This window comes from Cobetia amphilecti, assembly GCF_020217465.1.
GTDB classification, from domain to species: Bacteria; Pseudomonadota; Gammaproteobacteria; order Pseudomonadales; family Halomonadaceae; genus Cobetia; species Cobetia amphilecti.
On sequence record NZ_CP084115.1, the window covers coordinates 2916578 to 2937626 of the forward strand.

General features: G+C 63.5%; 17 protein-coding genes. 7 read left to right on the forward strand and 10 right to left on the reverse strand.

What is annotated here, in order from left to right:
* Complete coding sequence (locus LCW13_RS12260) at positions 1-1194, forward strand: amino acid aminotransferase (RefSeq protein WP_225347030.1); 1194 nt, start codon at positions 1-3, stop codon at positions 1192-1194.
* Between the two features lie 137 nt (positions 1195-1331).
* Here LCW13_RS12260 and LCW13_RS12265 read toward each other — a convergent pair whose 3' ends face one another.
* From LCW13_RS12265 to LCW13_RS12280, 4 genes are all read right to left on the reverse strand, one after another.
* Positions 1332-2549 carry a LysR family transcriptional regulator gene (locus LCW13_RS12265; RefSeq protein ID WP_225347031.1) on the reverse strand — a complete coding sequence of 406 codons (1218 nt, stop codon included), beginning with the start codon at positions 2547-2549 and terminating at the stop codon, positions 1332-1334.
* A 248-nt stretch (positions 2550-2797) separates the two neighbouring features.
* Positions 2798-3181: a RidA family protein gene (locus tag LCW13_RS12270; protein ID WP_043331285.1), complete on the reverse strand. Its 384-nt coding sequence runs from the start codon at positions 3179-3181 to the stop codon at positions 2798-2800.
* A 130-nt stretch (positions 3182-3311) separates the two neighbouring features.
* On the reverse strand, positions 3312-4571 hold the full coding sequence (locus LCW13_RS12275; protein WP_043331286.1) for a D-amino acid dehydrogenase: 1260 nt from the start codon (positions 4569-4571) through the stop codon (positions 3312-3314).
* A 410-nt stretch (positions 4572-4981) separates the two neighbouring features.
* A complete protein-coding gene (locus LCW13_RS12280) occupies positions 4982-6391 on the reverse strand; it encodes an MATE family efflux transporter (RefSeq protein ID WP_404813628.1) in 1410 nt (469 codons plus the stop codon).
* Between the two features lie 374 nt (positions 6392-6765).
* Between LCW13_RS12280 and LCW13_RS12285 the strand changes: the two genes are divergently transcribed.
* The gene (locus LCW13_RS12285; protein ID WP_043331288.1) at positions 6766-7728 is read left to right on the forward strand and encodes a LysR family transcriptional regulator; all 963 of its coding nucleotides are present in this window, start codon (positions 6766-6768) and stop codon (positions 7726-7728) included.
* Between the two features lie 175 nt (positions 7729-7903).
* Here the strand turns inward: LCW13_RS12285 and LCW13_RS12290 are convergent, their stop codons facing one another.
* Positions 7904-9631 (reverse strand): putative bifunctional diguanylate cyclase/phosphodiesterase, encoded by a 1728-nt coding sequence (locus LCW13_RS12290; protein ID WP_052384227.1) that lies wholly within the window; start codon positions 9629-9631, stop codon positions 7904-7906.
* Between the two features lie 745 nt (positions 9632-10376).
* On the opposite strand from LCW13_RS12290, the gene queC reads away from it, so the two are divergent.
* From queC to LCW13_RS12310, 4 genes are read left to right on the forward strand one after another with little or no spacing between them, the layout of a single operon-like run.
* Positions 10377-11120, forward strand: a complete 744-nt coding sequence (gene queC, locus LCW13_RS12295) for a 7-cyano-7-deazaguanine synthase QueC (protein ID WP_043331289.1) — start codon at positions 10377-10379, stop codon at positions 11118-11120.
* Complete coding sequence (gene queE / locus LCW13_RS12300; RefSeq protein ID WP_225347032.1) at positions 11120-11812, forward strand: 7-carboxy-7-deazaguanine synthase; 693 nt, start codon at positions 11120-11122, stop codon at positions 11810-11812. Before queC ends, queE begins: the two co-directional genes overlap by 1 nt.
* Before the next feature lie 8 nt (positions 11813-11820).
* Positions 11821-12720 (forward strand): 6-carboxytetrahydropterin synthase, encoded by a 900-nt coding sequence (locus LCW13_RS12305; RefSeq protein WP_225347033.1) that lies wholly within the window; start codon positions 11821-11823, stop codon positions 12718-12720.
* Positions 12717-13004 (forward strand): YkgJ family cysteine cluster protein, encoded by a 288-nt coding sequence (locus LCW13_RS12310; protein WP_225347034.1) that lies wholly within the window; start codon positions 12717-12719, stop codon positions 13002-13004. The genes LCW13_RS12305 and LCW13_RS12310 overlap by 4 nt, the downstream gene beginning before the upstream one ends.
* Before the next feature lie 29 nt (positions 13005-13033).
* Here LCW13_RS12310 and LCW13_RS12315 read toward each other — a convergent pair whose 3' ends face one another.
* The 3 genes from LCW13_RS12315 to LCW13_RS12325 form a co-directional block, all read right to left on the reverse strand.
* Positions 13034-14269 (reverse strand): CobW family GTP-binding protein, encoded by a 1236-nt coding sequence (locus tag LCW13_RS12315; protein ID WP_225347035.1) that lies wholly within the window; start codon positions 14267-14269, stop codon positions 13034-13036.
* A gap of 225 nt (positions 14270-14494) precedes the next feature.
* A complete protein-coding gene (locus tag LCW13_RS12320; RefSeq protein ID WP_225347036.1) occupies positions 14495-15646 on the reverse strand; it encodes an iron-containing alcohol dehydrogenase in 1152 nt (383 codons plus the stop codon).
* 439 nt (positions 15647-16085) lie between these two features.
* Positions 16086-17084, reverse strand: a complete 999-nt coding sequence (locus tag LCW13_RS12325) for an NADP-dependent oxidoreductase (RefSeq protein ID WP_225347037.1) — start codon at positions 17082-17084, stop codon at positions 16086-16088.
* 264 nt (positions 17085-17348) lie between these two features.
* On the opposite strand from LCW13_RS12325, the gene LCW13_RS12330 reads away from it, so the two are divergent.
* The gene (locus LCW13_RS12330) at positions 17349-18305 is read left to right on the forward strand and encodes a LysR family transcriptional regulator (protein WP_225347038.1); all 957 of its coding nucleotides are present in this window, start codon (positions 17349-17351) and stop codon (positions 18303-18305) included.
* A 219-nt stretch (positions 18306-18524) separates the two neighbouring features.
* Here the strand turns inward: LCW13_RS12330 and LCW13_RS12335 are convergent, their stop codons facing one another.
* Positions 18525-20339 carry a SurA N-terminal domain-containing protein gene (locus LCW13_RS12335; protein WP_225347039.1) on the reverse strand — a complete coding sequence of 605 codons (1815 nt, stop codon included), beginning with the start codon at positions 20337-20339 and terminating at the stop codon, positions 18525-18527.
* A 277-nt stretch (positions 20340-20616) separates the two neighbouring features.
* Positions 20617-20889, reverse strand: coding sequence for an HU family DNA-binding protein (locus tag LCW13_RS12340; protein ID WP_043331296.1), 273 nt, complete (start codon positions 20887-20889; stop codon positions 20617-20619).
* Positions 20890-21049: the final 160 nt, after the last annotated feature.

Below are 21049 nucleotides of genomic sequence, written 5' to 3' on the forward strand. Positions count from 1 at the left end.
ATGTTCGAGCAGATTGCGCGTGTACCCGGGGATGCCATCCTCGGCCTGATCGAAGCCTTCAACAAGGACACCAACCCGCAGAAGGTCGACCTCGGCGTGGGCGTCTATCGCGATGCCAACGGCAATACGCCGGTCATGCGTGCGGTCAAGCAGGCCGAGAGCCGCCTGGTCGAGAACGAGGCCACCAAGACCTACATCGGTTCTCACGGTGACCCGCGCTTCGGCAAGGTCGTACTGCCGATGGTGCTGGGCGCCGAGTCGCCGGTGCTGGCCGCCAATCGCGCCAGCGCCACCCAGGCACCCGGCGGTACCGGTGCCCTGCGTCTGGCCGCGGACTTCATCGCCAGCAACCTCAAGGGCCGTGATATCTGGCTGTCCACCCCGACCTGGCCGAACCACCTGGGCATCTTCGACGCCGCTGGCGTCACGCGCCACAGCTACCCGTATGTCGACGAGAACAACCGCCTCGACTTCGACGGCATGCTGGCGACGCTCAAGACCATCCCGGAAGGTGACGTGGTACTGCTGCACGCCTGCTGCCACAACCCGACCGGTTTCGATCTGAGCCGCGAGCAGTGGGACCAGGTGCTGGAGGTCGTCCAGGCGCGCAAGCTGCTGCCGCTGATCGACTTCGCCTACCAGGGCTTCGGTGACGGCCTGGAAGAAGACGCCTACGGCGTGCGCCTGCTGGCCGAGAATGTCGATGAAGCCATCATCACCAGCTCCTGCTCCAAGAACTTCGGCATCTACTGCGAGCGCACCGGCTGCCTGATCCTGATCGCCAAGGACGAGGAGAGAATGCTCGACGTGCGCTCCCAGGCCGCGATCACCGCGCGCGAGAACTACTCCAACCCGCCGGCGCATGGCGGTGCGGTGGTCATCGACATCCTCGAGGACGACACCCTGCGCGGCGAGTGGCAAAGCGAGCTGACCGAGATGCGTGAGCGCATCAACGGCCTGCGTCGTGACTTCGTCGAGGCGCTCAAGCCGTATGGTCTGGACGAGCAGTTCGCCTTCATCGCCGAGCAGCGTGGCATGTTCTCCTACACCGGCCTTTCGCCGGAACAGGTCGATCGCCTGCGTGACGAGTTCGGCATCTACATGGTGCGCTCCGGGCGTGCCAACGTGGCCGGCTTCTCCACCGAGAACCTGCCCTACGTGGCCAAGGCCATCGCGACCGTCGTCAAGGGCTGAGCCCGAGCGAGCGCTGTCGTGAAAGACAAGAAAAACCCCGCCAATCGGCGGGGTTTTTCTTGAATGGTCGGTTGTCCGGCCTGTTGTCTGATCTGCTCTCTACTCTGAGGCAAGGCTTCCGCCAGGCGCCTGCACCATCAGCCTTCCTCGTCCGCCAGCGGCAAGCGAGCAAGACTCGCCGCCACCTCCTCTTCGAGCAGACTGATCAGCAGGGCCTGCACCGCGTGCAGCGATTCCCCTTCCTCGGCCGTCGGCAACTGCCACTTGAGCTCCAGATAGCGCTCGCTGCGCATCGAGAGCGGCAGGCCGATCAGGTCGCCTCTGGCATCCTCGAGCACCTGCAGCGCCGACAGCGCATCAATGATGGTGGCGGCACTGCCCGCGCGCGCCAGACGCCCGGCACTGGCCGGCGTGGCGACTTCCAGCAGACTCGCCGGCGTCACACGCTCACGCTTGAGCAGCCCACGAATCAAGCGCCCCTGACTGCTGGTTTCCGGCAGGTCCACGAAGGGCCGCTCATTGAGGCGCGCAAGGGTCAGCGGCTTGTCCAGCAGCGGCCAGCATGAGGGCCACAGCAGCATCAAGGGCAGCTTCAGCGCGGGCGGTGCCTCGGCTTGCGCCTCGTCACTTGTCCCGCTGCGGGAAGCGGTCCCTTCGGCATTGTGCGCATCATCCTCGACGTCAAACGGCAACTCCGGCGTATCATCCCCCAGCTCGGGCATGGCAGCCTTGGCGGTAGGCTTTGCCTCGTCGTCATCGCCTTCGATGAGTGTCGTCTCCTCGCGCGCTCGCTGACGCAGGCTGGCCTTGAGCTCGCGGGCGCGTGCCGCCGCCGTCTTGGCACGCTTGCCGCCCTGGGGCTCCGGCGGTGCTTCCAGGCTCACCGCCATCGCGACCCGCCCCTCGCGGATGGCGAGATCATGCTGTGACACCTCGAGCACTTCCAGACTGGGCAGCCACTCACTCAAGGCTTCACTGGCCGCGATGCGTGTCAGCCAACCGGCACTGAAGGCCTCCAGACCGGGCGTGACCGCCAGCACGAGACGCGGACGCTTGCCGCTGCCCGGCCCGAAGGCCAGTCGTCTGAGCTCGGATTGAGCGCTGAACATCCGGGCGAGTGATGGCGTCAGGCGCTCGGCTTCCGGGGTCGGTACCAGCTTGCCGCCCTCGCGCAGAAACAACGAATAGCCCAGCGTCTGCTCGAGTTGTGCCAAGCCCCGCGAGACCACTGGCACGCTGATCCCCAGTTGCGCGGCACCGCCTTTCATCGAGCCACACTCGATCACCGCCCACAGCATTTCCAGCTGACGCAGCCGTATGCCGGGTTCACGGGTGCCTGTGTCTGACTGCGCCATGATGTTGCTCCTTGAAGGGTTCGTCCGCGATGCTCCGAGAGTCAGCGCTGGTCGCTGGCTCATTTAGCCTTACGCTAATCATGCTGGCACCAAATGTCACGCTCAAGCTGCCTGCAGGACGTCACGACCCCCTGAAACGACACTCCCCCCGCTGATGAATCAGCGAGGGGAGTGAGAGACAAGGCATCGATTCGCGCCAGTCGTTCGTTCAGTGCGGCCGCTCGTTCAGTCCGACAATCGACGAGCGATCAGGAGAGTGCCAGTACACCTTCTGCTTCAAACAGCACGCCCTTGGGCAGCTCCTTGACGCCGACGGCCGCGCGCGCCGGATACGGCTGGCTGAAGTACTGCTCCATCAGCGTGTTGACCACGGCGAAGTTGCTGAGATCGGTCAGGAACAGATTGACCTTGACCAGTTGATCCAGGCTGCCACCGGAGGCCTCACACACCGCCTTGAGATTGCGGAATACCTGGTCTGCCTGGGCTTCAAAACCGCCTTCCACCACTTCCATGGTCGCCGGGTCCAGCGGGATCTGGCCGGACAGGAACACCAGATTACCCGTGCGCACCGCCTGGGAATACGGGCCGATGGCAGCCGGTGCGGACTCGGTAGAGATAATCTGCTTGGTCATGCGCAATTCCTTGTTCAATCAGTTGACGGAGAGACACTCGAAAAAAGACGACTACACGGCAGTACGCACTGCCTGGCAGACCCTGGCGCAGCCACTGACACTTACACAGATACAGACACTGCGCCGAGCATCAGGCAGCGTAGCGACCAAGACTGAGACCGTTGGGGTCGATGGTGGGCTTGCGACCATCCACCAGGTCCGCCAACAGACTCGCACTGCCGCAGCTCATGGTCCAGCCCAGGGTGCCGTGTCCGGTGTTCAACCACAGATTGTCATACTTGGTGCCACCGATGATCGGCGTGGAATCCGGCGTCATCGGACGCAGGCCGGCCCAGAATTCCGCCCGCGCATAGTCACCGGCTTCCGGGAACACATCACGCACCACCATGTTGATGGTCGCACGGCGCTTCTCGATCAAGGAAAGATCGAACGAGGCCAGCTCGGCGGTGCCACCGACGCGGATACGGTCATCGAAGCGCGTCAGCGCGACCTTGAAGGTCTCGTCCATCACGGTGGACTGCGGCGCGGCATCGGCATTGATGATCGGCACGGTCAGGCTGTAGCCCTTGACCGGATAGATCGGCAGGTCCAGATCCAGATCACGCGCCAGGAACGGCGAGTAGCTGCCCAGACACATCACGTAGCTGTCGGCCGTCATCTCGCCACGGTCGGTGATGACCTTCTCGATGCGGCTGCCGCTGCGCTGGATGCGCTGAATGGTGGTATTGAAGACGAAATTGACGCCCAGGGTGTCGCGGCAGTAATCCGCCAGCCGGTTGGTGAACAGATGGCAATCACCGGTCTGGTCATCCGGCAGGTGCAGGCCGGCGATGAACTTGCCCGGCACGCGGGTCAGTGCCGGCTCCACCGTGGCACAGGCGTCGGCGTCCAGCAGCTGATGGCGCACGCCACAGCCCGCCAGCACCTTCATGTCGCTCTGCACGGCATCGACCTGCGCCTGGGTACGAAACAGCTGCAACAGCCCCTTCTGACGGTCTTCGTAACGCAGTCCGGTCTCTTCGCGCAGGGCGTTGATGCAGGCGCGGCTGTACTCGGAGACACGCACCATGCGCTCCTTGTTGACGGCATAGCGGTCGGCGTTGCAGTTGGCGAACATCTTGACCATGAACTTGGCCATCTGCGGATCCATGCGCGGCTGGATCTTGAGCGGCGCATGCTCCTGGAACATCCACTTGACGGCTTTCTGCGGAATGCCCGGCGCCGCCCACGGCGAGGAGAAGCCGAAGGAGACCTGACCGGCGTTGCCGTAGCTGGTTTCCATCGCCGGGCTGGCCTGACGGTCGACGACAGTGACCTCATGCCCCTGACGCGCCAGATAATAGGCACTGGTGACACCGACGACGCCGCTACCGAGTACAAGAATCTTCATGTTGGCCTACCCCATGACTGCAAGCCGCGCCCCACGGCAAATGACAGGCGTATTCGCGCACTCGGCAGCGAATAAAGACGATGAAGGCCAACACCGGTCGACAAGGCGACTCACAGTGGCTTGGCCTGAATGCATCCAGTATAGAGGCGCAAACCACGGTTAATATTCTGTTATGAGACCATATATCAGAAAATAAGCAGGTAAATTTCGCATCATGGCAGTGATAAAAAATAAAAAAGCGGCCATTTTTGGAATGGCCGCTTTCGGTGCTTCTCAGCGGGACTGCTGACGGGGCTTCTGACAAGGTCTACTGACAGGGTCTCCAGCAGGACCTTCCGGGCAGAATCTTCTGAATGGCGCCTGACATCTCAAGGGAGCCCTCGTGCTGGACGCCATGGGGGCCCGGGCGATCAGGTCGTCGCGACATACGCATGGCGACGCACTGACTTGCCGCGGTCGCCCAGGGCCTGACGATAGACGCGCCATGCCACCACACCCGCCAGCAGGTTGCCGATCGCCGAGCCGATGGCGACACCGCGCAGCCCATCCAGATGTGCCCCCAGCCATACCGCCGGCATGAAGCAGATGAAGAGCCGCACGAAGGACAACGCCGTGGCACGCAGCGGCCACCCCAGCGCGTTGGCAGCCGACACGACCAGCATGCAGATGCCGAGGAAGGAGTAACTGGGCAACATCCACGGCAGCAGGACCGCCAGTGCCGCCGAGACCTCGTCACTGCCCACCAGCACATAGGCCAACGGGGTCGCCAGCACTGCGGCGATAATGCCCAGCACCAGCTGCCAGATCACCACCACGCGGGCGGCCAGGTTCATCAGGCGGCGAATTTCCTGCCAACGGCCGGCGCCATAACAGCGCCCCAGCCACGGCGGCAGCGACATGGTCAGGGCCAGCACCACGATCAGCGAGAAGGTCTCCAGGCGTGAGGCGATCCCCCAGGCGGCCACCTCCGCCTGGCCCAGTCCCGCGACGATGGCGGTGACCAGCATCGCGGAGAGTGCCGGCATCATCTGACACAGAATCGCGGGTATCGCGATTCCCGCCAGCTGACGGCGCGAGGCCTGCCATTCGACCCACAGGCCGCGGTATTCCATCCAGTCGCGGCGCGAGAGCTTGAATGCCGTGATGGCAAGCCCGGCCCCGAAGGAGAGTACGGTCGCCCAGGCAGCGCCCGCCAGACCGAAGCCGGACAGCGGCCCCGCGCCGAAGATCAGCAGCGGGTCCAGCACCAGGTTGAAGACACTGGTCAGCAGCATCATCTCGCCCGGCAGACGCGTGTCGCCGTGGGCGCGGAACAGGCTGTAGAGCACATAGGCCATGGCCCCCAGCCAGCTGGCGATCAGCGATGGGCCCCAGTAGACCTCGATCAGCGTCATTTCAGTGGCATTGGCCCCCAGCAACTCGAAGGCCGGCACCCTGATGACCCACAACAGCAGCATCAGCAGTGCCATCAACACACCGGACCCCAGCAGCACCACACCGCCCAGGCGCCGGGCACGCGCCTCATCCTCGGCGCCCAGGGTCCGCGAGACGATCGCGGCGATCGCGATGCCCATGCCGACCTGCACCCCGATGATCAGAAAGGTCAGCGGGAAGGTGAAGGATTGCGCGGCCAGTGGTGCGGTGCCCAGATGCGAGACGAAGGCGGCATCGACCATGTTGAAGCCCAGCAACCCCATGATGCCGAGTGTCATCGGCAAGGTGCTGCGCCACAGGCGTGACATCAGCTCACGCGTCGTCGGCGTTTCCGACGTTGGCGGGGTCGATGTTGCAGAGGCGTCGGTGGACATAGAAGAAGACATGAACTCACTCCCAGCATGTCGAGCATGACTGGTTGGATGAAGGTATAAGGCGTCGGAACACTTCCGTGACGCTGGAGGGATGATTCTAGGGATTTCGCCGGACCCCAGATAGGCTCAGTGGGACATGTCTTTGATGCATTGTCGGCAACAGGAAGAGCGAGAAACGCGTTGATGCGTGGTATTAGAGGAAACAGTGACCGTGATAAACTCACCTTGTCAGGGATTTCCGTCACCTGGATTCGTGATGATGACCCATGCAATGTCACCGATTATCGACTGCTACCGAAGTTGGACCGTCGCTTTATATGCACTGACTGCCTCACGGATGGCTGGCAGAGTGTTCCCCTCCCCATGGCATCACGAGAGGTCAGACCGTGGATAAAGCATCCCGTTTGTTGCTGTTTCTCGATGTGGTAGAAGCACAGAGTTTTTCCAAGGCGGCTGACCATCGTCAGGTCAACCGCTCGGTGGTATCCAAGCAGATCAGCCGTCTGGAAGAAGAACTGCAGATTCGCCTGTTCAATCGCTCGACTCGCTCGCTGGCCCTGACGGATGCGGGGCGCGAGATCCATCAGCACGCACTGCGTCTGCGTGAAGTGCTGGAAGATACCGACGATGTGGCCGGCGCCTATCAGGATGGCCCGCGCGGCATCCTGAAGATCACCAGCCCGAGCCACTTCGGGCGCACCTATGTCGCCCAGGCCGTGCGCCTGTACATGGAGCGCTACCCGGATACCCAGGTGGAAGTGCGCCTGGAAGACCACCTGACCGATCTGATCGGCGGCGGTTATGACCTGGCCATTCGCATGTCGGAGCTGGAAGACTCCAACCTGATCGCGCGTCCGCTGGCTGCACACCGTCACTTGATCTGTGCCTCGCCGGCCTTCATCGAGCGGCACGGCATGCCCCAGACCCCCGCCGATCTGTCTGGCCTGCCGGCAGCGGTGTATTCCCGCGATGGCTTCATTCTCGATCGCCTGCGCGTCTGCACCGAGAGCGGTGTCGAGGAAAAGGTGGCGCTGGATTCACGCCTCAAGGTCAACGATGCCGACGTGCTGATCGGCGCCATCAAGTCGGGTGCCTGCTATGGCATGGTGTCCGCGATCAACATCAAGGACGAGATCCTGAACGGCGAGCTGGTGCCGCTGTTGACCAACGTGCCGATGAAGCCACTGCCTTCGATCCACCTGGTCTACCCGCACCGCCAGTACCTGCCGCAGAAGACGCGTCGCTTCAGCGATTGCCTGCAGGAGGTCGTCGGCACGCCGCCCGTCTGGGAGCAACGCATTCCGGGCTTCGAGAACATGTACGGCTACGGTAGCGGTTGCAGCGAATGAGACGTCGCCACGGCTCTCGAGTCTGAACGCACGCCGTCACCTCCCGCGGCCACTGCCAGACTTGAATGCCCAGCATGAAAACGCCCGCCATGCAGAGTCACTGCGTGGCGGGCGTTTTCATTTCAGGCCCCTTTCATTTCAGCGCCCTTCATCTAGCACCCTTCAAAAGAAACACTCAAGGGCAGGGATGGATCGACGGCTTGCGCTTGAGCCACTCGACCAGCTCCGGCAGACGCTTGGGCCGTGCATAGCGGAAGCCCTGCACCAGATGGCAACCCATCTCGACCAGCAGGCGCTCCTGCTCTGCGGTCTCGACACCCTCCGCCAGCACCTCCATGCCCAGGCTGTCGGCCAGCGAGATCGCGTGGGAGACGATGGCGCGGTCGCGGGCATCATGGTCAAGGCTACCGACGAAGCGCTGATCGACCTTGAGGCGGCAAGCGCGCAGGTCGCGCACGTAGAGCAATGACGCAAAGCCGGTGCCGAAATCATCGATCGCCAGACGCACGCCGCGTTCGATCAGGCCGGTCAGTCGCTCCACGACGCGATCGAGATCCGGCACGCGTGAGGATTCGGTGATCTCGAGCTCCAGGCGTTCCGGCGCGAAGTCATGGCGCGCCAGAGCCTCCGAGACGCGCTCGGGGAAGCCGGGATCACGAAATTCCTGAGCCGAGACATTGATCGCCACCGACAATGGCTTGCCGTTGGGCGTCACCAGGTCACGCGTCGCCGAGAGGGCCGTGTCCATCACCCGCGCGCCGACGGTGCCGATCAAGCCGTACTGCTCCGCCAGCGGGATGAAGCGCCCCGGCCCGATGGTGCCAAGCTCGGGGTGGTCCCAGCGCACCAGCACCTCGACGCCGACGGCCTCGCCACTGGCGAGGTCGAACTGGGGCTGGAAGGCGAGATCCAGCTCTTCGAGATGCTCGCGCAGGTCACTGGTCAGGCGATAGTCGTTGAGGTGCTGCATGTGCGCGCCGGGCGAGAACACATGCAGGGGGCCGCAGACATCGATGTCATCGTATTCCCCGTGCAACATGGCGAGTTCGGCCAGGTGCATCAGGCGATGGGCACGACGTGCGTGCTGCGGCGCCAGACTGATGCCGACCCGCGCCGTGACCGGCAGGGCCTTGCCATCCAGTCGCATCAGCATCACCAGCCGTTCGCACAGCTCGTTGGCACGCGCGATCAGGCTGGCCTCATCCCCGACGAAGAACAGCGCGAAGGCATTGCCCAGCGGGCGGCAGACCAGGGCGTCGCGATACTGCAGGGACATGGCTTCTGCCACCCGCTCCAGCAGCGGATCGATGCGTTCGGCACCGTGCGCCGAGTTGATGATTTCCAGGTGGGTCAGCGACAGGTAAATGATGCCGCCATCGATGCTGCCGTCGACGCTTTCTTCCAGCAGCAGTTCATCGATCTGGGCATTGAAGCGATCGCGCGACAGCAGGTTGATGGGCTGCAGGCGGCGCAGGGCGATCAAGACCTTGTCATCCACCCCGGCCGCCCGGGCCTCCGCCAGCCCCGAGAACGGCGCCTTGAGGCGGACTCGCCGCTCGCTGACCGGCTCGAGACGCGGCCGCTCGGTGCCGAACAGCTCCTGCCAGCCACAGGTGTTGGCCACCAGACACTCGGCATCGAAGATCGCCATGCGCCACGGCAGATTGGCCTTCTGCACCAGCAGCCATTCTCCCAGCTCGCCGGTGATGCCCATCAACCAGAAACCGGGCTGGCCGCTGATACCACAAGGCTCCGGCTGCTTGGGCAACGGGGATGGCAGCTCCGGCACTCTGTCTTCCTGTCGAGCGCGCGGCGACGTCCAGGCGAGTTGGCCGAAGCGGTCATGAATCCACAACGGCTCTTCGATGGACGACAGCAATTTGATCAAGATATCGAGAGGCACGCTCACTCCACCTGCAGTCATAAGGAAAATGGCTTGATGCCCCGCAAGGGCCGCCTGTCGCCAGTGATGCTGGCCGTTGGCTGGCGCAACGCGGGTAACACCGCCGGGACATGACACGTCATTCACGCTTCCGGCTGTTCTCGCGCTTATCTGCTTACACCTGCTTTCATTGTCACCGCTGGCTGCCGCAAGGCCCGGGCCGCATGGCTAATGCGGCAATGTCCGGGCGCCCATGCTACTCCTCCCATGGACATCACCAGGCGCCAGACTGCTGCACTTTGTCTCTTCTGATCGCCCTTTTGAGCACACACTTGAACGCCAGCGCCTCCCCGTCTCGCCTGTCACTTGACGCTGCTCCAGGCGCCATCGCGAGAGCCACTCCCGGAGCCATTCGGCAAGCCACTCAGCCGGCTCCTCAACCTGCTCCTCAACCCGTCATTCCGAAGTGCGTGCCGTCAGGCGAAGCACTAGGTGGACAAGCGTGCAGCACACAGACGACTCTCTCTCTACGCTTCGCTAATACTCCGAGTCTATGCCAGCCTGTGGTGCGGGTACCAAGGCTATTTTCTCGCCGACTCAACGCTTGGTTGCCATGGCCGCTTCAGAACCTGGCGACAGGCGGTGTATCCGCGCCCCGCACCAGTGCACGAGTGGCATCAAGGCGTGTGGAAGAGTAGGATAGGCGCCCGTTTCGCCCGGACCGGATCCCGGGCGCCGAATCCATCGGTCAAAGAAATTCTCCGTCATGACTCTCAACGTCCAGAATTCCGCTGTACCCGCTTCTGCCTCCTCTGCAGAGCGCCCCCGCGCCGTCGTCATCTACTCCGGTGGCATGGACTCCTACACTGTCCTGCACCAGGCGCTGAAGGAAGGCTTCGAGGTACATGCCCTCTCCTTCCATTATGGCCAACGTCACTCGCGTGAGCTCGACGTCGCACGCCAGGTCTGCGAGTCGCTGGGCGTCGCCCACGAAGTCGTCGACATTCGCGCCATCCATGGCCTGATCGACAACTCCGCACTGACCAACAGTGACCAGGCGATGCCCAAGGCCGACTACGACGAGGCCTCCATGACCTCGACCGTGGTGCCCAACCGCAACATGATCCTGCTGTCGCTGGCCATCGCCAAGGCCGTCAACATCGAGGCCGAGGTCTGCTTCTATGGTGCCCACGGTGGCGATCACGTGCTCTACCCGGATTGCCGTCCGGAGTTCGTCGACAAGATGAACGCCGTCGCCGCCATCGCCAACTTCTCGCCAGTGGAGATTCGCGCGCCCTTCCTGCACGCGAGCAAGGACGAGATTCTGGCCGCCGGCATCGCCATGCAGCTCGATTATGCCCAGACCTGGACCTGCTACGAAGGCCGCGAACTGGCCTGCGGGGAATGCGGCAGCTGCCGTGAGCGTCTCGAGGCCTTCGCCGCCCATGGGCTGAGCGATCCGCTCGGTTACGAAACGACCGACTCGGCCAAGGGCGCAGGCACTCTCTGATGTATACGGTAAAGGAAGCGTTCTACACCCTGCAGGGCGAAGGTGCTCGCGCAGGGCGCGCCAGCGTGTTCTGCCGCTTTGCCGGCTGCAATCTGTGGAGTGGCCGCGAGCAGGACCGCGACACCTCGGTCTGCCGCTTCTGCGACACCGATTTCGTCGGCACCAACGGCCAGAATGGCGGCAAGTTCCGCACCGCAAACGCGCTGGCGGACTTTTTGGCCAGCCTGTGGCCGGAACACACCGGCATCGCCACGCCCTATGTGGTCTTCACCGGCGGTGAGCCGCTGTTGCAGCTCGACAGCGAGCTGGTGGACGCGATGCACGCCCGCGGTTTCGAGATCGCGGTGGAGACCAACGGCACCGTCGAGCCGCCTGCCGGCATCGACTGGCTGTGTGTCAGCCCCAAGGGCGCAAGCGAGCTGGTCCTCACCGGCGGCGATGAGCTCAAGCTCGTCTACCCGCAGCCGGAGGCCCTGCCGGAGCGCTTCGCCAGCCTGGACTTCGCGCACTTCTATCTGCAGCCACTGGATACCGCCGCCCTCGATGCCCTGCCCGCGCCTGCCGCGGCCCGCGAGCATTACCGCGAGGTGCTGGCGTCCGACACGCCGATGAACCAGTGCGTCAGCTACTGCATGCGCAATCCCCAGTGGCAGCTCTCGCTGCAGACTCACAAGATCAGTGGTATCGATTGATGACCGCAATGACTCCCAAGACCCTGTTCGTCAGGGCCCTCACCGCGGTGGATGCCTCGGTGTGGAGCAATACCCGCGGCCTGTACGGCATCAGCCAGCATCTGGACCTGGAGCTGGACGGCGCCGTCGGCCATGACGGCATGCTGTTCGACTTCGGCGACGTCAAGCCGTGGGCCAAGCGCATGATCGATCAGGACGCCGATCACACCCTGATCGTGCCCAGCCAGGCCGAAGGCGTGAGCGTCACGGACTGTCCGGAAGGACTGTGCCTGCGCTTCACCCAGCCCTACGCCATGGAAGTGCGCGGCCCGCGTCAAGCCTTCTGCCTGCTGCCGGTGACCGAGGTCACCACCGAGGTGCTGGCCAACCACTTCGAGAAGCTGCTGACTCGCCGCCTGCCGCCGCGCGTCGAGGCGCTGCGCGTGCGTCTGCGAGACGAGACCATCGACGGCGCCGCCTACACCTACAGTCATGGCCTGCGTCATCACAGTGGCAACTGCCAGCGTATCGCGCATGGGCATCGCTCGCCGCTGATCATCGAGCGCAATGGTGTGCGGGACACGGCGCTGGAAGCCGAGTGGGCCGAGAAGCTCAACGACCGCTACCTGGCCGAGGAAGGCGATCTGATCGACCGCCCGGGGCGTGAGCTGGTATTCAGCTATGAAGCGCCGCAGGGCAGGTTCCGCATCCGCCTGCCGCGCAAGCAGGTCTGGCTGCTGCCGACACCGACCACCATCGAGTGGATCGCCGACTGGCTGGCGCGCCAGATCGCCCTCGACAGCGGTGACAGCATCCGCGTCGAAGCCTACGAGGGCATCAACAAGGGTGCCATCGCGCGCCATACCCCGCAGACGGCGCGCGAGCCGCTCGTCCTTCCCGAGCACGAAGACACGTCCGCCACCTCATGACGCAGACTGCCGCCCCTTCTGCAGATGCTGTCGCTCCCGGCTGTCGTGCCGGTTGTGGCGGCTGCTGCATCGCCCCCTCGATCTCGAGCCCGATTCCCGGCATGCCCAATGGCAAGCCGGCGGGGGTGCGTTGCGTGCAGCTGGATGACGACAATCTGTGCAAGCTGTTCGGCACGCCGCAGCGCCCGGCGGTGTGCGGCGACTTCGATTTCGATCACGAGCTGTGTGGCGATTCCCGCGAAGAGGCCCTGCGCCTGATCGGCGAGTGGGAGCGCCTGACGTGAGAGGTACTCCCTGAGGGAGGCGCCTCTGCTCACTCGCCGAAGAAGTTGAAGGGCCTGGCGGCACCGTCGCTGCGACAGGCCAGCAAGGCCGCATTCAGCTGACGGGAATCCTCAAGCGGCAACGCAGCCACCATCCCCTCCTGCTCCTGCTCCTGGCCCTGCCCGCCCAGCGGTGCAATCAGCTCAAGCCGCGAATCCTCGCGCCAACTGGACGGCGCAAGCTCGGCACGCCCATTGGCGCGGTTATAGCTGCGCCAACCATCCTGGGTATGAAAGATGCCCTTGATGCGCCACTCACGCGGCAGGCCATCCAGCCACTGGGTCACCTGATCGAGGTCGAACACCTCGCTTGCGGCGATTCGCCAGCCCAGACTGGCATGCTCAAGCCCCTCGGCCTGTTCGATCACCGGCGCGCCGGGCAGCGGCATCACACCTGAGGCGGACGGCTCATCACTGGCCTGCGCCGCCAGACGCGCCCTATCCCGTGCAGCGCGATGGGCGGACGGCATGCTGATCTCGGGCTGGTCTTCACGCGCTGCGCTTACGTGCCCGCCGCCCTGGCGCTGAGGCGCGCGTTCTGCTGACAGCAGCCAATCGATCAGTGCGACCTTCTGACCGGCCATGCGAGCCTGCGGCGGCTGGCTTTCGCCGTCGGCTCTGCCCAGTTCACCGACCCAGCGCTTGCGCGGCCACATCCCCGCCAGAAACTCATGCGCGGCCGCCAGCTGCTGCTCAGTCGCCAGATCACGCTTGCTGAGCACCACGCCGCCCGCCAGCGTCAACTGGTCCTGGAAGGTGCCGTGTTCGCGCGTGCGGGTATCGTCCAGTGCGCGCGGGTCCAGCAGGGTGATGACTTCCTCGAGCGCAAGCGCCGAGGCCAGCCCCTCACTGCGCAGCACATCGATCAGCCCCGCCGGATGGCCCAGCCCCGAGGGCTCGATGATCAGACGGTCAGGTCGCGTCTGATGGATCAGGCTGACCAGCCCCGCCTGCAGCACGAAGGCCAGCTGACAGCACAGACACCCGCCGGGCAGTCCCTTGACGCTGACATCCTCGCGCCCGGCAAACAGTGCCTGGTCGATCCCCACCTGCCCGAACTCATTGACCAGGATCGCCCAGTGCTCATCCGCTGGCTTGGCCGCGACCAATGCCTGGATGAAACTGCTCTTGCCCGTTCCCAGAAAGCCGGTGATCAGATGCACCGGAATCGGAGCTGGTTCCGTCGGGGCGTCGCCACTTCTGGCGCCGCGTGAAGCCACAGACATGCTGAAATCTCCGCAAGATGAAGGGCGTGCAAAAGGTTATAGAGTAACAAAAACCGGCCGGCGACGAAGTCTCGTCAAGTGAATCCGGCCTTTTGGCGTGACGCGATCTGGCGATCGGCAAGCTGCAACAAGTGGGAAGACAAGGGGGGAGATACGTAAAACCCCTCGCCACCAGAGGTGACGAGGGGTTTGAGGCTGACACTCGAGCCTGACTGACGCGTGCGATCAGGCAGCGCGGGTCAGGATACGACGCGCCACGTCCGGCGTGATATCGCCGTGCTCACCGATGGCGGTGAAGCCGTGACGGGTCAGGTTGTCGACCAGCTGATCGATGCTATCGGCACTGATACCGGCTTCGCTCAACGACACCGGCGCGCCCAGACGAGTGAAGAAGTCACGGGTCTTGTCGATGGCGGCGCGCGCGACGCTCTCCTCATCGCCCTCCAGCGCCCAGACGCGACGACCGTATTGCGCCAGCTTGGCACGCTTGGCCTCGAACAGCTCTTCCCACAGCGCCGGCATCACGATGGTCAGGGTGCGACCATGATCGACACCGTGCAGTGCGGTGATCTCGTGACCGATCATGTGGGTGGCCCAGTCCTGCGGCACGCCACGCCCGATCAGGCCGTTGAGGCCCAGATTGGCGGCCCACATGATGTTGGCGCGTACGGTCAGATCATCCGGCTGGCTCAGCACCTTGGGGCCTTCCTCGATCAGCGTCATCAGCAGCCCCTCGGAGAAGCGGTCCTGCACCGGGGCATTGACCGGATAGGTCAGGTACTGCTCGCTGACGTGAATGAAGGCATCGACGACGCCATTCACGCTCTGACGCTCCGGCAGGGTCAGGGTGGTGGCCGGGTCCAGCACCGCGAAGCGCGGGTAGGCCAGCTCACTGAACATCGGCAGCTTGTCGTGGGTCTCGTAGTTGGTGACCACGGCGTTGCCATTGGACTCGGAGCCCGTGGCCGGCAGTGTCAGCACCACACCCAGCGGCAGCGCCGTCTCGGGGTGCTTGCCCTCAGCGAGAATCTCCCACGGATCACCGGCATGACAGGCGGCGAGCGCGAGGAACTTGCTGCCATCGGCGACGCTGCCACCTCCGACCGCCAGCAGATAATCGATCTTCTCGCGCTTGATGACTTCCAGGGCTTCGAGCAGGGTGTGATAGCTCGGGTTCGGCTCGATGCCGCCGAAGCTCCACCACTGACGGCCTTCCAGTGCGGCTTCGATCTGATCCATCACGCCGTTGCGCTTGATCGACCCACCACCGTAGGTGACCAGCACGCGGGCATCCGCCGGAATCTCGTCACGCACCTTGGCGATCTGGCCGGCACCGAAGTGCACGCGGGTCGGGTTCTGATAGGTAAAGTCCTGCATGATGCTCTCCTCGCGGAGTCAGGGGCGACACGGCTACATGAGATGACAGGGCCGTGGTCAGGCGCCACCTGACACAGAGTGATATGTGGGCAAATGACAGATAAACGCGACGATGACGCCACCTGCCCACAAACGATGGTCTGCATTCTAGAGCAGTGACCAAGACCAAAGTAGAGCGCAGGCCGCACGTCTTTGGTTCGTGAGAGTCACCAATACTGATGACCAGTGATATTTGACGACCAGTAATGCGTGATGAACAGGAATTCGTGATGAACAGGAATGCGTGATGGCAAACGCTTGGCCACCCACGCAAAAGGCCCGCCGCAGCGAGCCTTTCGTGACTGCCTGAGCAGCGCGCATACGCGCGGCGTCAGGTGTTCGGGTCTTCAGCCCGGATCTTCAGTAATGCTGTCGCAGCTCTCAGCACTCAGTTCTAAGATCAGAGACGCACCAGCATCTTGCCCTTGTTGGCACCCGAGAACAGCTTGAGGAAGGCGTCCGGCGTCTGCTCGAGCCCTTCTTCCACCGTCTCTTCGTAGTCGATATCGCCCTTGGCGACCTGCGGCCCTACCTCTTCGAGGAAGCGGCTGTAGTTCTGCCAGTGATCGAAGACGATGAAGCCTTGCATGCGCGCACGGCGGATCAGGATCATCGAGATGTTCGAGGGGCCTGGCGCCGCCTCGGTATCGTTGTAGCTGGAGATCATGCCGCAGACGGCGATGCGTGCGCCGACATTCAGGTTGTTCAGCGCCGCCACCAGGCAATCACCGCCGACATTCTCGTAGTAGACATCGAAGCCGTCCGGGCAGACTTCCTTGAGCGCCTTCGTCAGCTGCTCGGCGTCCTTGCCCTTGTAGCTGACCGCCTTGACGCCCCGCGCTTCCAGCCAATCGAGCTTTTCCTGGCTGCCGGCGATGCCGACGACGGTGCCGCCCTTGGCCTTGGCCAGCTGGACGGCGAGCGAGCCGACCGCACCGGAGGCCGCGCTGACCAGCACGTTATCGCCCTCTTTCATCTCGGCGATGATGTTGAGGCCGGTCCAGGCGGTCATGCCCGGCATGCCCAGCACGCCCAGGTAGGCCTGCTCCGGCACATCGATGCTTGGCAGCGGTTCGACCTGGTCACCTGAGAGCTGTGCGATATCACGCCAGCCGCCCATGTGACGTACCTTGTCGCCGCTCTTGAAGCGAGAGTCACGTGACTCGATCACTTCACCGACGGCTGCGCCCTGCAGTGGCTCATTGAGCTCGAAGGGGTCGATATAGGTCTTCACGCCGCTCATGCGGCCACGCATGTAGGGATCCACGGACAGCCAGCTGTTGCGAATGCGCACCTCGCCTTCGCCGAGCTCGCTCAGCTCCTCTTCGCGCAACTGGAACAGATCGCGTTCCGGGGTGCCTTTCGGATAGTCAGTGATCGTGTAATAGCGTGTCTGCATGCAATGCTCCTTGCGAATGATCTGGTCAAACGACATGTGATCAGAATCGTCATCAGGCCGCAGGCCCGAGGCCTCAACCCTGTGACGACTGGCCGCCGCAAGCGTTGCTCGGCGACGAAGTGCTCCCAGATTACGCGCGCTACCGATATCACACCAATGACAGAAACTGAATCTCGGTATGCATGAGACTGATATCATGTGCGGTTGAAACTGCACACTTTCATCCCAGTGACTGGGCCGCCTCGCTACCGGGAACCGCTTGCCATGCACCTGGCTGAACTTGCCCGCCATGATCTCAATACGCTGGTCGCGCTGCATGCGCTGCTGGAAACCCGCAGCGTGTCGCGGGCCGCTGAGCGCCTCAACCTGAGCCAGCCTGCGGTGTCCCGCACCCTGAGCCGGCTGCGCGAGGCCTTCGATGACCCCCTGTTCGTGCGCGCGCAACGCGGTCTGCGCCCCACCGCCCGCGCAGAGGCCCTCAGGCAGCCCCTCGCCCGACTGCTGCAGGAGCTGGGCGCCCTGCTGGCACCGCCCGAGTTCTCGCCTGAAGATAGCCAACGTCGCTTTCAGCTGGCCACCACCGATTACGGCATGCACGCCTTCGTCGCGCCCCAGATCGCCCCGCTGCACGAGCAGGCGCCCGGCATCCGTCTGGATATCCAGGCCTATGGCGGCAATGTCGAACAGCAGCTGGAAGAAGGCGGGCCGGAGCTTGCGATGTGCGTGCCCACCGCCAGGGTGCCGGCCGGCGTGCATGGTCGCGAGATCGGGGATGACCAGTTCGTCTGCGTGATGCGCAAGGACCATCCGCTGGCAGCGAAGGAGACCTTGAGCCTAGAGGACTTCCTCGCCGCCAGTCACCAACTGATCAGCATGGGTGGCGATGAGCGAGGCGCGGTGGACCTCAAGCTGGCGGAACTGGGACTGAGTCGTCAGGTCGTCATGCGCCAGCCTCATTTTCTGGCCGCCTTCAGTGTCAGCTGCCACAGCGACCTGCTGCTGTGCGTGCCGGGCTGTCTGGCCATCAGCATGCTCGATCAGCTGCCGCTGGCCCTGCGTCCGCTGCCCATCACCCTCAATCGCTTCTCCTACTGGCTGGTGTGGCACGAACGCCTGCACCATGACGCCGGCCACCGCTGGCTGCGCCAGACGCTCTCCACGGGCATTCAGGCCCGTCACCGCGAACTCTCCCAGCGCCTGCGTCAGCGGCTGGGCTCGTGACTTGATACAAGACTCGTGACCTGACACCAAGCTCATGACCTGACGCCACACCCGCACGCAGCCTCGCGGCCTGAGCTTCGATACCTGAGCCTGCGAGGCTTGAGCCCATTGGCTTGAACCCAATGGCTTGAACCAAAAAAAGACCGCCACCCCAAGGGGTGACGGTCTCATTGGCAGGGAAAGCTGCCCACGCCAGTAGCCTGGCTCATTTGCGCTCGATCAGTTGCGCTCGATCTCGGCACGCTCACGCAGAGATTCCTGCAGACCCGTGACAGCAGCCTGAGCACGCAGACGCGTGGCCAGACGCGAGAGGAACTGGTCCATCTCGCCCGGCTCGGCCTCGCCGATCTCCGTCAGGGCGATCAGCGCGATGCCACCACTGAGCGACGCCTTGCCGTAGACCGGCTGGCCATCCTGCGGGTGCGCCAGCGTGAAGGCCTGCTTGACCAGACTCTGCGGCAGCTGGGTGCTGGCCTGACGGCTGACGTCATCAGCCTGCTGCCAGTCGATCCCCTCGAGTGATCCGCCCTGGCGCAGCGTCTCCAGACGCTTCTCGGCCAGTGCCTCGAGTGCCTTGGCGGTCTTGTCGGCCTTGGCTTCGCGCTGAACCTGCTGCTTGACCTCATCCAGCGCCAGCGTGGTGGCCGAACGCTGCTCGAGGACACGCAGCACCAGACGACGGCTGTCATCCAGTTCGATGACGTCACTGTTGTAGCCCTCTTCCAGCACTTCGTCACCGAAGGCTGCCGCCATCACACCCGGCTCGGACAGCAGTTCGTCATCATTTTCCTGCGCGACCCAGTCGGTCTTCTTCAGCGGCAGGTCCAGATCCTCGGCGACGCTGGCCAGATCATCCGCCGCGAAGCTCTCGTCCTTCAGCTGCTGCGCCTTCTCGTTGAAGGTATCGCGGGAAGCGGCCTGACGGGCTTGCGTCAGCAGCTCGTCGCGCATGTCCTCGAAGGGCGCGATGTCCAGACCGGTCACCTTGATCAGGTGCAGGCTGTCGCCGGTATCGACGATATCCGAGACCTGACCTTCATCCAGTGCGAAGGCCGCATCGTCGAAGTCTTCACCGAAGATACCGCGGGTGATCACGCCAAGCTCACCGCCGTCCTCGGCCGTGGAGCTGTCTTCGGAGACCTCGGCCGCCACCTTGGCGAAGTCTTCGCCGTTGGCGAGCGCGTCACGTGCACCCTCGAGCTTGGCACGTGCCGCCGCATCATCGTCACCCTTCTCGACCATGATGTGCGCGATTTCCCGCGGCGCGTCGGCACGCTTGGCCGCATATTCGGCCTTGAGCGTGTCTTCGCTGATATCGCCACCGCTGGCCAGTTCATTCTGGTCCAGCAGCACGTAGGCCAGCTTGACCTGTGCCGGGCGGCGGTAGTTGTCCTGGTGGCTGTCATACCAGGCCTTGAGCTCGTCTTCGCTGACCGTCACCGGCGCATCGAGGTCCGCACTGCTCAGCGTGGCATAGCGGAAGGTGCGCGTCTGACGCTGCAGCTGGCTGAGCTTCTCTTCTTCGCCCGGCAGCACGAAGGCACTGGCGGCAAAGCCGTCGGTCAACTGCTGGCGCAGGGTGTCGCTGCTCAGCTGCTGACGGAAGGAGGTGGGCGAATAGCCGGCGCTGGCCAGACGATTGCGGAACAGGTCGGCATCGAAGCGTCCCTTGTCGTCCTGGAAGTCCGGAATGCTCACGATCAGTTGATCGAGCTGCGCATCGGACATGTGCAGGCCGCCTTCCTCGGCGTATTGATCCAGCAGGCGGGAATCGATCATCTGGTTGATGATCTGATTGCGTGCTTCGCGCTCCTGTTCCGGCGCTACCTGGCCAGAACGGATGGCACGCTGGACTTCGGTTTCCACCGCCTGACGGCTGATGGTATCGCCATTGACCGTGGCCACGTCGTCACTGCTGGCAGTGAAGGCGCCAATGATCGACTCAACACCAAAGAAGGCAAAGGTGACGACAATGAAACCAACGATCGTCTTGGCCACCCAGCCATGCGACCGGTCTCGAATTCGTTGCAGCATGCAGGCCTCGAACTACAGGGATTGGAATGGCCACAAGGGCCGCGACTCAGTGACTGATGATTATACGCATGCCGCAGACAGATGCAGGTGACTTTGCACGACTGACTGACTCGCCAGGGTCATCGAACGCTTGCGCCCTGCCGACATGGCCGGGTTCAGCCACAAAAAAAGCGCATCGCCAGGCGATGCGCTTCGATGTTCTGGTGCCGGTTCGGCAGTCATCAGACCACTCCCGAACCGGTACCGCGCCACCGGGTGCCTGCGAAGCAGGCAGACCTCAGTTGACGGCGTCTTTCAGTGCCTTGCCAGCCTTGAAGCTCGGCACCTTGGCAGCACTGATCTCGATCGGAGCGCCAGTCTGCGGGTTACGGCCAGTACGTGCAGCACGTTCCTTGACAATAAAGGTGCCGAACCCGACCAGTGCCACGGTCTCACCCTTCTTCAGGCTATCAGTGACGGTGTCGACCATCGCATCGAGTGCACGGCTAGCTGCTGCTTTCGGAATATCGGCAGATGCAGCAATGGCTTCGATCAGCTCGGATTTATTCACTCTTCACCCCTTGAATTTGCAAAAATTACCAGAAATCAGCGCGAAAATTACGGGTGCTAAACGCGATCGCGACGAAGCGGAGTTTATAGCAACGCCCTCAAACGACTGTCAAGCAACCTCACGCGCAAAACCGCACCACGCCGCCGTTTCGACAGCGGCA